Source organism: Pseudomonas sp. R1-7, from assembly GCF_051132105.1.
Lineage (GTDB): Bacteria > Pseudomonadota > Gammaproteobacteria > Pseudomonadales > Pseudomonadaceae > Aquipseudomonas.
Map to the genome: position 1 here is coordinate 4,048,044 of NZ_CP071661.1, position 13,187 is coordinate 4,061,230.

The window sequence follows — 13,187 nt, forward strand, 5'->3', positions numbered from 1 at the left end:
GACTCAGTCCTGGTTGACCGCGCCGATCTTGTGAATCGACAGGTCGGCACCGTAGTACTCTTCTTCCTGAGTCAGCCGCAAGCCCAGCACGACCTTGATCACACCGTAGACCGCGAGTCCGCCCGCCAGGGCGATCACCACGCCGAGGACAGTGCCGACCAGTTGGCTCGCGAGGCTCACCCCACCCAAGCCACCCAGGGCGGCCTGGCCAAAAATCCCGCAGGCGATACCGCCCCAGACGCCGCACAATCCATGCAGGGGCCAGACGCCAAGCACATCATCGATTTTCCACTTGCCCTGGGCCGCGGTGAAACACCAGACAAACAAACCGCCGGCAATCGCGCCAGTCGCCAGGGCTCCAACGGGATGCATCAGATCTGAGCCGGCGCAGACCGCCACCAATCCCGCCAGCGGGCCGTTATGCAGGAAACCGGGGTCGTTGCGCCCAACGATCAATGCCGTCACGGTCCCGCCGACCATCGCCATCAATGAGTTGACCGCCACCAACCCGCTCACGCCGGGCAAGGTCTGGGCGCTCATCACGTTGAAGCCGAACCAACCGACAATAAGGATCCAGGAACCCAGCGCCAGGAATGGGATGCTCGAGGGCGCGAAGGCCACCAGCCGGCCGTCCCGGTAACGCCCGTTTCGCGGTCCGAGCAGAAGTACCGCGGCCAGGGCCAGCCAGCCGCCCATGGCATGCACCACCACGGAGCCGGCAAAATCATGGAAGCCGGCGCCGAAGCGTGCTTGCAGCCAAGCCTGCAGGCCGAAATTGCCGTTCCAGACCAGTCCTTCGAAAAACGGATAGATGAACGCGACGATCAGCACGGTGGCGCATAGCTGCGGGACAAACCTGGCGCGCTCGGCTATACCGCCAGAGATGATGGCCGGAATCGCGGCAGCAAACGTCAGCAAGAAGAAAAACTTCACCAAGCTGTAGCCGTGGTCAGCACTGAGAACGGCCGCCGGTTGCAGGAAAGTCACGCCATAGGAAATCCAATAGCCGATGAAGAAGTACGCCAGCGTCGAAACCGCAAAATCACTGAGGATTTTCGACAGGGCGTTAACCTGGTTTTTCTGCCGGACAGTGCCTACTTCCAGAAATGCAAACCCGGCATGCATGGCCAGGACCATGACCGCGCCGAGCAGGATGAACAGCGTATTGGAGCTATGGACGAGACTGTCCACAGCGCTTTGCAGATTTTCCATGGTATTGGCAGACCTGATGAAGTGGAAAAGAGCACCGTGACGGTTCATTCCAGTTGCCATTGCACCAAGTTGAAACGATCTTCCCGCCACTGTCGGGCAGACGAACCGCTTTGGTGCATGAAAGCCGGCGACGTGGCGCCCCGCTTAGAGGTGCTTCGCGGGTTTTGATTATTTGGGTTAAGGTTTTCGGGCTTTCGCCCAGCTTCAGCGCACTGTCACGGGCCAACGCACCAGTACATGGCAGAGACCCGAGCAAAAGTTGTACCAGCCAGTTGCACTGAACCTTCCGGCTGGGCTCATACTCGAACGCTTCAGACGTCACTTACGGAGATCCACCCCATGGCCAGAACCCAGGCAAAGACTGCTCAAGAAACCCTGATGGAAGATTTTCAGACGCTGGTCAAAGACACCGAACGATTGCTCGACCACACCGCGACGCTGGCCGGCGACCAGGCGGACGAATTGCGCAGCCAGATCCACGAAACCCTGCTGCGCGCCCGCGAAACCCTCAAGCTGACGGAAGATTCGGTGCGCGAGCGCGGCCAGGCAGCCGTGATCGCCACTGAGGAATACGTGCAGGCCAATCCCTGGCAATCGGTCGGCATCGCGGCGGGCGTGGGCTTTTTGATCGGACTGCTGGCGACACGGCGCTGATCATGGGTATCGACGAATCCGGATCGCCCGAAACGGGTGCAAAACCGACAGCGCGTCGCCTGGGCGCGGCGTTCCTTGGGTTGCTGCACAGTCACGTCGAATTGTTCGGCATTGAACTGCAGGAGCAGAAAGCTCGCACCGTCAGCCTGTTGTTATTCGCGGGCCTGGCGCTGGTTTTTGGCTTGCTGCTGCTGGTTGGGCTGTCGGCGCTGGTGCTGATACTGGTATGGGATACCTACCGATTGGCGGGAATCATCGGCCTGTGTCTGTTCTATCTGCTGGCGGCGCTGTTCTGCGGGCTTCGACTCAAGGCAGCGATTTATGATGAGTCCTCGCCGTTCCACGCCACCCTCGAAGAACTGGCCAACGACCGGGAGCGCCTGTTGCCATGAGCCGCCCTAATGTTCCTCAAGCCCGTACGCGGCAGGAAATGCGCAAGGCACTGGTGCGTCTGCGCATGGAAATGCATCGCCAGGAAATCCGCCAGGAAACACGCCAGTTGCTGCACCCGTTGCAACGGGTACGCGGGTTCACGCAAAGCTGGCATGAAGGGTTCGGCCTCAAGCACGCCTCGCTTTGGGGCGTCGCGGCTGTGAGCCTGCTCGGCTTCCTCGGTGGCAAGCGAACCCGCAGCGGTCGCTCCGGGGGCTTGTCGCGCCTCATCCGGCTGGCTACGGCGGTGATTCCACTGATCAAGCTTGCCAAGAGCGCACGCAAACCTTGAGTGCCGTTGACCGGGCCCTTTCCATCGAAGGGCCCGGTTCGATTGTCAACGCAACACCTGGGCACAACTGATCGAGCCCCACAGGCCTTGCAGGACATCGCTCGAACCGGGAAGCTAAGGCTTCGACTCATCAAACGGAGCAATCGGCCTTGGATTGGCACACCCTGCTGACTCGCGAACGCCTGGGAAAACCGCTGCACAGTCCGGAAGAACTGGGCCGCAGTCCGTTCCACAAGGATCATGACCGCATCATCTTCTCCGGTGCCTTCCGCCGCCTCGGGCGCAAGACGCAGGTGCATCCGGTTTCCAGCAACGACCATATCCACACGCGCCTGACCCACTCGCTGGAGGTCAGTTGCGTTGGCCGCTCCCTGGGCATGCGCGTAGGAGAAACGATCCGTGGCGCCCTGCCCGACTGGTGCGAGCCCAGTGACCTGGGCATGGTGGTGCAATCGGCCTGCCTGGCCCACGACATCGGTAATCCGCCGTTCGGCCATTCGGGGGAGGACGCCATCCGCTACTGGTTCCAACAGGCGGCGGGACGCGGCTGGCTTGACGCGATGAGCGAGGCCGAGCGCAACGATTTTCTGAACTTCGAAGGCAATGCCCAGGGATTCCGGGTTCTTACACAGCTCGAATACCATCAATTCGACGGCGGCACCCGGCTAACCTATGCCACCCTCGGCACCTACCTGAAATACCCTTGGACGGCTCGCCACGCCGACTCCCTGGGCTACAAGAAGCACAAGTTCGGCTGTTATCAGAGCGAATTGCCATTGCTGGAACAAATCGCCCATAAACTCGGCCTTCCGCAAATCGAGGACCAGCGCTGGGCAAGGCATCCGCTGGTCTACCTGATGGAAGCCGCGGATGACATCTGCTACGCGCTCATCGACCTGGAGGATGGCGTGGAGATGGACCTGCTGGAGTATCCCCAGGTGGAATCGCTGCTCCTGGACCTGGTTGGTGACGATCTGCCAGAGACGTACCGTCAACTCGGGCCACAGGATTCGCGACGGCGAAAACTCGCCATCCTGCGGGGCAAGGCCATCGAACACCTCACCAACGCGGCTGCCCGGGCATTCGTCGAGCAGCAGGAGGCGTTGCTCGCGGGCACGCTACACGGTGACTTGGTGGAGCACATGCACGGTCCGGCCAAGCGCTGCGTGTTGAACGCCAAGGACATGGCACGCAAGAAAATATTCCAGGATAAACGCAAGACGCTGAACGAAATCGGCGCCTACACCACCCTGGAAATCCTGCTCAACGGCTTCTGCGGCGCCGCCCTTGAACAACACGGTGGACGTACGCCGTCGTTCAAGAATCGCCGGATTCTCGACTTGCTGGGCAATAACGCACCCGATCCTGAAGGCTCGCTCCACAGTGCCTTCCTTCGGATGATCGACTTCATCGCCGGCATGACCGACAGCTATGCCAGCGAAATGGCCCAGGAAATGACCGGTCGTACGCGTCAATGAAATGACCGGCCACGTCACCGCCCCCGCGTGTGCTCGGGGGCACCCCACTATTGTGCTCACGCCAACTTTGCGGTTAAACGCTCCAACCACCTGGAAAGCGCTGGCGAGTGGCTGGAAACTAAATTTTCCGTTTAATACGCAATAACGAAAATACTTACAGTACTCAACAATAAAACATACAGTTTTCACCTTTCAGCCTTCCTAAAGCGAAATACGCCGTGGTACCTCGCCTCTTTTTTTGTAGGAAAGTTCTGAAATTCGCCATGTCCGCCTGTCTCCTCGCACGACCTGACCTTAACTGGGCTAAGGTGCGCGCTTTATTTAAGCTTGTAGGGGACTTTATTCATGAACTCCGTTTTCATTGTCGACGATCATCCGGTCATCCGCCTCGCCGTTCGAATGCTGCTGGAGCATGAAGGCTATAAAGTCGTAGGGGAAACTGACAACGGCGTCGATGCGATGCAAATGGTGCGTGAATGCATGCCGGACCTGGTGATCCTGGATATCAGCATTCCGAAACTCGACGGGCTGGAAATCCTTTCGCGCTTCAATGCCATGACCACTCCGCTCAAGACTCTGGTACTGACTGCGCAATCCCCGACGCTGTTCGGTATCCGCTGCATGCAATCCGGTGCTTCCGGCTACGTTTGCAAACAAGAGGATCTCAGCGAACTTGTCAGCGCAATCAAAGCGGTGTTGTCCGGGTACAACTACTTCCCGAGCCAGGCACTTACACCGGTTTCCCAAGATGATCCTCGCAGTATCGAGCTGGATCTTTTCAAAAGCGTCAATGACCGTGAACTGATGGTATTGCAACTTTTCGCCCAGGGCCGTACCAACAAGGAAATAGCCAAAGGCATGTTTCTGAGCAATAAAACTGTCAGCACCTATAAGAAACGGCTCATGCAGAAACTTAAAGTCAAGTCTTTGGTAGACCTGATTGAAATGGCAAAGCGAAACGCGTTGGTGTGAGAAAAAACCGGATGTTGAATCGCATAAGCAGACGCCTTTTATTATTAAGCGCATGGTTATACGCGGGAATCCTCGTGGCGGCCTCGAGTGTGCCCGAACGTTATACGCTGCTGAGTCGCTCGACTTCGGATTCTATCGAGGTCCGGCTCGATGATACCCATCGCACCTGGCTGCAAGGTCGTCGGGAACTGATCCTGGGAACCTCTGCGCCTGACTATCCGCCCTTCGACCTTTCCACCAGCGGGCGCGACTATGAAGGCATGACCGCCGACTACGCGGGCCTCATCGCCAAGGCGACCGGCCTGCCGATGAAAGTCCTGCGGTTCACTTCCCGTGAGGCGGCCCTTGACGCGCTCAAGAATGGACAAATCGACCTGCTCGGCAGTGCCAACGGTTTCGAAGCCCGAACCACAGGTGTCGTCCTTTCAACGCCCTACGCCGTCGATCAACCGGTCCTGGTTACCCGCACGAGCGAAAACCGTCCCCTGACCGACGATCTCGAAGGGCTGCGGCTTAGCATGGTTTATCACTACCTGCCGCTGCACGAGATCGAAAAGCTCTACCCCAAGGCACTCATTACCGCGTACCCCTCCTACCAGAACGCCATCAATGCGGTCGCCTTTGGGCAGTCCGATGTTTTCCTCGGCGACACCATTTCCACCCATTACATGATCAGCAAGGGATACCTGAGCAACATCCGCATGGCCAGCTTCGCAAAGCACGAGTCGCACGGATTCGGCTTTGCGCTACGGCAAGACAACGCCCGGTTGCTGGAAATCGTCAACGCTACGCTGAACCAGATTCCCATTGCCGAACAAGCAGCGATTGCCAAGCGTTGGAGTGCGGGCAGCGATCTTTACCTCACCAATCACAAGATACAACTGACCGAGCGCGAACAACGCTGGCTGGCTGAGCACCCCACGGTACGGGTGGCGGTGAACGAAACGTTTGCCCCCTTTACTTTTTTCGATCCGGACGGCGACTTTCGTGGCATCAGCGCCGACTTGCTTGAGCTGGTCAGGCTGCGTACCGGCCTGCGCCTGGATATCCAGCGCCATCGGACGGACAACGACATGATCGCCGCGGTCCTCAACGACCAGGCCGACGTCATTGCCGCGCTCCTGCCCAGCCGCGAGCGGCAGAACGTGCTCAAGTTCAGCCGCCCCTACCTGGACAGCTCTTTCGTGCTGTTGATACGCAAACAGTCCGACGCCCCCACGACGCTGGACCAATTCGCTGGCAAACGCCTGGCGGTCGCCAAAAGCAACCCCGTCATCGATTGGCTACGCACCCAGTATCCGAGCCTGCAGATAATCGAAACCACCGACTCGCTGAATGCAGTCCAGTTGGTCGCCCAAGGCCAGGCGGATGGGAGCGTGACTTCGCTGGTCATGGCCAGTTACTTCATGACGTCCCATGCATTGCGGGACGCACTGCAAATCAGCAGCACCGTCGGCACACGACAGGCGATGTTCTCATTAGCCGCCGCAAAAGACGCCACGGAGCTCAATTCCATTCTCGACAAGGCCCTGTCGAGCATCGACCCGGACGAACTGGGGGTTATCAACAACCATTGGCGGGGCTTTATCCCGGCGTCGGAAATGGCCTGGCGCACCTATAACCGCTTGTTCTTGCAAGTTGCCGCCGGCGCGGGCCTGTTGCTCCTGCTCTCGCTGGCATGGAACGCCTACATGCAACGACAGATCAGGCAACGCCAGCAGGCGGAACTGGCCCTCAATGACCAAGTAGAGTTCATGCATGCCCTGCTCAACGGCACGCCCCACCCCATCTATGTGAGAGATCGCAACGGATTCCTGCAAAGCTGCAACGACAGCTACCTTGAAACGTTCGATGTGAAACGCGAAGACGTCGTCGGAAAAAAAGTCATGCCCGACTCGATGAGTAACGCCTTCGAAGCACAGGAGTACTTGGCCGATTATCAGCGCGTCATGGCTGAAGGCTCGCCCATGATCGTTGATCGGCCGCTGCACATCGGCAACAGGAAACTGACGATCTACCACTGGATCCTTCCCTACCGCAATTCGGCGGCACAGGTGCAAGGCATCATCGGCGGCTGGATCGATATCAGCGAACGAAGGCAGCTTGTCGAAGAACTGCGGGCCGCCAAGGAGCAGGCCGAGAACGCCAATCGGGCCAAGAGTACGTTCCTTGCGACCATGAGCCATGAAATCCGCACGCCGATGAACGCCGTGATCGGCATGCTCGAGCTGGCCCTCAAGCATGCCGACAAAGGCCAGATGGACCGCGCGGCAATAGAAGTCGCCTACGAGTCGGCCTCCGGCATGCTCGACCTGATCGGCGATATCCTCGACATCGCCCGTATCGAATCTGGCCACCTGGGGCTTGCGCCCGAACGGGTCGACCTCAAGGCGCTGGTGCAATCGGTGATGCGAGTTTTCGAAGGACTGGCCCGGCAGAAAAACCTGGCACTGTCGTTGCGATTCGAACCCGCCGAGGGCAATCCGGATGTGTTGATGGACCCGTTGCGATTCAAACAGGTAATTTCGAACCTGATCAGCAACGCCCTGAAGTTCACCGAGCGTGGCGAAGTGAGTGTCAGCGTGAAACTGTCCCGCACGATCGGGGAAGACACCCTTCGAATGCAATTGGACATCCGCGACAGCGGCATTGGTATCAGCCCCGCAGACCTGCAACGCTTGTTCGAGCCGTTTGCCCAGGTCGACAACAGTAACCGGATGGCCCGCAAGGGTGCCGGGCTGGGCCTGGTGATCAGTCGCCACTTGTGCCAGGTCATGGGCGGTGAACTTCACATGAACAGTCAACCCGGCGCCGGGACCCAGGTCCAGGTTTGCCTGCCCTTGGCCATCCTGCCTGACGCAAAGGTTCGCGCTCCCGTCGCGCCTGTCGTTGAAACAGCCGCGTACCCGCTGAATGTCCTGGTCGTGGACGATCATCCGGCCAATCGCTTGCTGATGTCGCAGCAACTGGATTATCTCGGCCATCATCACCATGTCAGCCATGACGGCGAACAAGGCTTCAAGGCCTGGCAGGAAGGGAACTTCGACCTGGTCATCGCCGACTGCAACATGCCGGTCATGAGCGGCTACGAACTCGCCGGGGCGATCCGTCTGCACGAGGCCGAGCAACAACGATCGCCCTGCACCATCCTGGGATTCACGGCCAATGCACAACCCGAAGAAAAACAACGCTGCAAGGATGCCGGGATGGACGACTGCCTGTTCAAACCGATCAGCCTGAACGCCCTGAATCAATGGATGAGCGCCATCAAGCCCAACAACCGCCCCCCCACTTTCAACGTCCAAAGCCTGCACATGCTGACGGGTGGCGACCCTGTGTCCATCCAGCGCTTGCTGGCTGAACTGCTCAAGAGCAACCGTGCAGACCGCCAAGAGCTGCTCGACGTCGCCCGAGGGGCAAACCGACAGGCGATCACCGAGGCAGCGCACAAGATAAAAGGTGTCGCCCGCATCGTGCAGGCGACCTCACTGATCCAATTGTGCGAGGCATTGGAACAGGCCTGCCAGCAAGGTTCTTCACCGGAACGCATCGATGAATGCACGCACGCCCTGGGCCGGGCCATGGCCGAACTGGAGCAGGCCCTGGAAACGGAGATCGCCAAGGCAAATTGATCCAGCGTTTACTATGCTGTTCGCTTAGCAGTGCGTAGCCGGGGGCGATCTCCCCCAACACTTGGAGTGACGGAAATGCCCAGCGCACCGCGTCCGCAAAAACGTCGGTTTCCCCTGCACGTTCATATCAGCGTGATGTTCACGCTGCTCCTGCTGCTGACCGGTGTGGTGCTGGGCGTCTTCAACTACCGGCAGACCACCCAGATTATCCTGTCCAGCAGCGAACAGCTGTTCAATCGAATCGAACAGGACGTTCGCCTGGACCTTTACGACACCTATGAACCGATCCGCCATCTGCTGGGCCTGCTGGCCCACTACCCGGCGACCCAAGAGCCCCAGATGGCTCAGCGACTGGCCTTGCTCGGTCCTTTCACCCAGGCACTGCGGGACAACCCGAACCTGGCATCGCTGTACCTGGGCGATCGCAATGGCAATTTCCTGATGGTCCGGCCTTTGCGTACAGACGCCGCAAAAACCGCGCTCAAGGCACCGGCCGCTGCACGCTATGAGGTCTGGACCGTCGAGCGTCCGGGCAATGAAGTCCAGGTGCTTTCCCAGTCGCTGTTCTACGACCAGGACCTGACGCTCATCGGCCGTCGCGACAACCCCGGCGAGACGTTCGATCCGCGCAGCCGCAGCTGGTTTCGCAGCGCAATGGACAGCAACGAACAGATCACCACCGAGCCCTACGTGTTTTTTTCCAGTCGCAACATCGGCACGACCCTGGCCCGTCGAAGTGGCGATCAGGCGGTCATCGGTGCGGACCTGACCCTGGCCGCCCTCTCCCAGACGTTGGCCAAGCACAAGGTGACCGCCGGCACCGAAATTGTCCTGGTCGATCTCCAAGGCAACGCAGTGGGGTACCCCGACAGCGACCGGTTGATCACCGACAACCAGACGGCACGCCTGATCAAGGCACGTGACCTGCACCCCGCCATTGCCGCAGCGCTCGACAACGACGCCGACACACCGCGCCTGGAGGCGTTGGGCCGCGAGTGGATCGTTTCTCGCAGTCACATGCAGGAAGGCGGGCCGAAGGGACTGGAACTGGCTTTGCTGGTTCCGGAAGACGAATTGCTGGCCGGTGCCTATCGCATGCGCTGGCAAGGCGCGCTGATCACCCTCGCCACCTTGCTGCTGTGCCTGCCCTTGGGCTGGCTGACCTCCAGGATACTGGTCAAGCCATTGCGTGCCCTGGTGCAAGAAGCCGATGCCATCCGCAGTTTCAATTTCAATTACCCGGTGTCTCGTCGTTCCCCCGTTCTGGAAGTCGATCAATTAGGCGTTTCGATGGCCCGCATGAAAGAAACCCTGGCGAGTTTTTTCGAGATCACTGCCAGCCTGCGCGCCGAAACCCGCTTCGCCCCGCTACTGGAGCGCGTGCTGTTCGAGACCGTGAAAATCGCCCAGGCCCAAGCCGGCCTGATCTATCTGCGCGAGAGCGATGGCGAGCACATCAAGCCCTACGGACTGGTCATCGACGGATCGCCTCGGGATCCGCAAACCTTCGCGCTGCGAGGCTATGGGTTGGGCGCCGCGGACAACCCCCAGTGGCTTCGTGAACTGGCCACCGCGCAAACACTGGTTTCATCCCTGGGCTTCGAGCAGGCGGCCGACTTGCGCAGTGTCCTGCTTGCGCTGGACGCGCCACGGGTCCACCTGATCGGCATTCGCTTGTGCAATCGTCATCAGGAAACCGTCGGCGCGCTGGTCTTGTTGATCACTGACACAGGCACCGAAGCGGACCTGGAAAAACTCCAGCCGGACCGCATCGCATTCCTGCAGGCCGTGTCCGGCACCGCGACGGTGAGCATCGAAAGCCAGCGCCTGCAAGCCAGGCAAAAGCAACTGCTCGACTCATTCATACAGTTGCTTGCCGGCGCGATCGATGCCAAAAGCCCCTACACCGGCGGCCATTGCCAGCGAGTACCGGCCCTGACGCTGATGCTCGCCCAGGCCGCTGCCGCCAGCCCGGCGCCAGCGTTCGAAGGCTACCAGCCGACCGAAGACGAATGGGAGGCGCTGCACATCGCTGCCTGGCTACACGACTGTGGCAAGGTCACCACACCCGAATACGTGGTGGACAAAGCCACCAAGCTGGAAACCCTGAACGATCGCATCCACGAGATCCGCACCCGCTTCGAAGTCCTCAAGCGCGACGCCTGGGTCGACTATTGGCAGGCACTGGCAGCTGGAGGCGACGCCTCACCCCTGGCCGCGCAACGCGACGCGACACTGGCCGCCCTCGACGATGACTTCGCCTTCGTCGCACGTTGCAACCTCGGCTCCGAAGCCATGGCCGATGCCGACCTGCAACGCCTGAAACACATCGCCCGGCGCACATGGACCCGGACCCTGGACGATCGCCTGGGGGTTTCCTGGGAAGAGAACCGCCGCCAGGCGCGCACGCCCAAGCCGACGCTGCCCGTCGTTGAACCATTGCTGGCGGACAAACCCGAGCATCTGTTCGAGCGGCATGAGGCCGAGCTGATTCCGGCGGACAATCCCTGGGGCTTCCAGCTCGATGTACCGACCTGGAAATACAACCGCGGCGAACTCTACAACCTCAGCATCACGCGTGGCACGCTCACTCGCGAAGAGCGCTACGTGATCAACCATCACATGGTCCAGACGATCCTGATGCTCAGCCAGTTACCCTTCCCCAGCCACTTGGAAAACGTTGCGGAAATTGCCGGCGGCCATCACGAGAAAATGGACGGCACCGGTTATCCCAAGCGATTGAAGCGCGAGCAGATGAGCCTGCCGGCTCGAATGATGGCGATCGCGGATATTTTCGAAGCCCTGACGGCGGCTGATCGCCCGTATAAAAAAGCCAAGAAGCTGAGCGAAGCCCTGGGCATCATGGCCACCATGTGCCGCGACGCCCATATCGATCCCGAGCTGTTCGGGTTGTTCATCGAGGAAAGGATCTACCTGCGCTATGCCGAGGCGTTTCTTGACCCACGCCAGATCGATGAAATCGACCCGGACAGCCTGCTGGCCAAGGCAGGACTGACCGCATGATCAGCAATCGGTCAGGCGCAGGAATATCGCGGCCAATTGTTCGATGCCGGCCTGGTCATGCTCGGTAAAGCGCGCCAGTTTCGGACTGTCCAGGTCCAGCACGCCGATCAGGCGTCCGTCCTTGACCAACGGCACCACCAACTCACTGTTCGAGGCACTGTCGCAGGCGATGTGCCCGGGAAAGGCATGGACATCCTCGACGCGCTGGGTCTGGCGGCTTGCCGCAGCGGCTCCACACACGCCGCGGCCAAAGGGAATCCGTACACAGGCGATCTGCCCCTGGAACGGACCCAGCACCAGTCCATCGTTGCGATTGAGGTAAAAACCAGCCCAGTTGAGGTCGTCCAGCTGACTGAACAGAAAGGCCGAGAACTGTGCCGCGTTGGCAATGAAATCGCGCTCATCCGCCAGCAGCGATTGCAGCTGTGCCGATAACAAGCCATAGCCTTCGAGGCCTTCGCCGGTGCTCTTCAAATCGATCATGCGTTGTGCTCCAGGAGTTTGAGGCCCACCCAATAACGGGCAAATTGATAGGCGCAGCGCCCGTTGCGATTGCCACGTCCGGTCGCCCAGCGAACCGCCTGTATTTCCAACGCTTCGTCACGTTGCCAGGCCAGCCCGGCCTTCGCCGCGAGCTCGCCGATCCAATGCTCCACCACGTCGAGGAAATGCTCTTGGGTAAAGGGGTAAAACGACAGCCAGAGACCGAAGCGGTCGGACAAGGCGATCTTGTCCTCCACCGCTTCACTGGGATGAAGCTCGCCGTCGACCCGCTTCCAGTTCTCGTTGTCGCTTTCCTTTTCCGGCACCAGGTGGCGGCGGTTCGAGGTGGCGTACAGCAACACGTTGTCCGGGGCTTGTTCGAGGGAACCGTCGAGTACGCTCTTGAGCACGCGGTAATCACCTTCGCCGGATTCGAACGACAAGTCGTCGCAGAACACCACGAAGCGCTGGGGCAATTTCGCCACCTGCTCGACCACCCGAGGCAGATCGGCCAAATGATCGCGCTCGATCTCGATCAAGCGCAGCCCCTGGCCGGCATGTTCGGCCAGCAACGCCCGCACCAGGGACGATTTGCCTGTGCCGCGCGAGCCCCAGAGCAACGCATGGTTGGCCGGCATGCCATCGATGAATTGCCGGGTGTTGCGCCCCAACTGTTCGACCTGGCGATCCACACCGATCAGGTCCGACAACCGCATGTCGAGGCTGACCTGCAGCGGCAGCAGGAAACCGCCGCGCCCGTCGCGTTGCCAACGGGCGGCCAGGGTCTGGGTCCAGTCGATGGCGGGCCGTGGCGCGGGCAACAGGGGCTCGATACGGGCCAGCATCGCATCGGCGCGCTCAAGAAAAGCAATCAATCGGGCGTCCACGTCTTCTCCTCGGACAAGTTCACAGTAATGATGACGCTACAGCGACGAAACGACGAAGCCGATGGCGGGTCTGTTTCACACACTACACACCGGTCGCACCGGTATTCAGAGATGATCAGCT

General features: G+C 60.0%; 10 protein-coding genes. 7 read left to right on the forward strand and 3 right to left on the reverse strand.

The window, feature by feature from the left end; translation table 11 throughout:
- Window positions 1-3: 3 nt before the first annotated feature.
- Entirely contained in the window at window positions 4-1,212 is a 1,209-nt protein-coding gene (locus tag J3P79_RS18000; RefSeq protein ID WP_434604744.1) for an ammonium transporter, read from the reverse strand.
- 339 nt (window positions 1,213-1,551) lie between these two features.
- Here J3P79_RS18000 and J3P79_RS18005 point away from each other — a divergent pair, with 339 nt between their 5' ends.
- The 7 genes from J3P79_RS18005 to J3P79_RS18035 all read left to right on the forward strand — a co-directional run bounded on the left by J3P79_RS18005 (window position 1,552) and on the right by J3P79_RS18035 (window position 11,696).
- Window positions 1,552-1,866: a DUF883 family protein gene (locus J3P79_RS18005; RefSeq protein WP_434604746.1), complete on the forward strand. Its 315-nt coding sequence runs from the start codon at window positions 1,552-1,554 to the stop codon at window positions 1,864-1,866.
- A 2-nt stretch (window positions 1,867-1,868) separates the two neighbouring features.
- Window positions 1,869-2,258 carry a phage holin family protein gene (locus tag J3P79_RS18010; RefSeq protein ID WP_039588979.1) on the forward strand — a complete coding sequence of 130 codons (390 nt, stop codon included), beginning with the start codon at window positions 1,869-1,871 and terminating at the stop codon, window positions 2,256-2,258.
- On the forward strand, window positions 2,255-2,590 hold the full coding sequence (locus J3P79_RS18015; RefSeq protein WP_039588978.1) for a hypothetical protein: 336 nt from the start codon (window positions 2,255-2,257) through the stop codon (window positions 2,588-2,590). The genes J3P79_RS18010 and J3P79_RS18015 overlap by 4 nt, the downstream gene beginning before the upstream one ends.
- A 149-nt stretch (window positions 2,591-2,739) precedes the next feature.
- Entirely contained in the window at window positions 2,740-4,068 is a 1,329-nt protein-coding gene (locus J3P79_RS18020; protein ID WP_434604749.1) for a deoxyguanosinetriphosphate triphosphohydrolase, read from the forward strand.
- 345 nt (window positions 4,069-4,413) lie between these two features.
- The gene (locus tag J3P79_RS18025; protein ID WP_045155463.1) at window positions 4,414-5,040 is read left to right on the forward strand and encodes a response regulator transcription factor; all 627 of its coding nucleotides are present in this window, start codon (window positions 4,414-4,416) and stop codon (window positions 5,038-5,040) included.
- 11 nt (window positions 5,041-5,051) lie between these two features.
- The gene (locus J3P79_RS18030) at window positions 5,052-8,672 is read left to right on the forward strand and encodes a transporter substrate-binding domain-containing protein (protein ID WP_434604751.1); all 3,621 of its coding nucleotides are present in this window, start codon (window positions 5,052-5,054) and stop codon (window positions 8,670-8,672) included.
- Window positions 8,673-8,747: 75 nt separating this feature from the next.
- Window positions 8,748-11,696: an HD domain-containing phosphohydrolase gene (locus J3P79_RS18035; protein ID WP_434604753.1), complete on the forward strand. Its 2,949-nt coding sequence runs from the start codon at window positions 8,748-8,750 to the stop codon at window positions 11,694-11,696.
- Here the strand turns inward: J3P79_RS18035 and J3P79_RS18040 are convergent, their stop codons facing one another.
- Together J3P79_RS18040 and J3P79_RS18045 are read right to left on the reverse strand one after the other, a co-directional pair.
- On the reverse strand, window positions 11,697-12,179 hold the full coding sequence (locus tag J3P79_RS18040) for a GAF domain-containing protein (protein WP_434604755.1): 483 nt from the start codon (window positions 12,177-12,179) through the stop codon (window positions 11,697-11,699).
- Window positions 12,176-13,066 carry an ATP-binding protein gene (locus tag J3P79_RS18045; RefSeq protein WP_434604757.1) on the reverse strand — a complete coding sequence of 297 codons (891 nt, stop codon included), beginning with the start codon at window positions 13,064-13,066 and terminating at the stop codon, window positions 12,176-12,178. Before J3P79_RS18045 ends, J3P79_RS18040 begins: the two co-directional genes overlap by 4 nt.
- Window positions 13,067-13,187 lie beyond the last annotated feature (121 nt).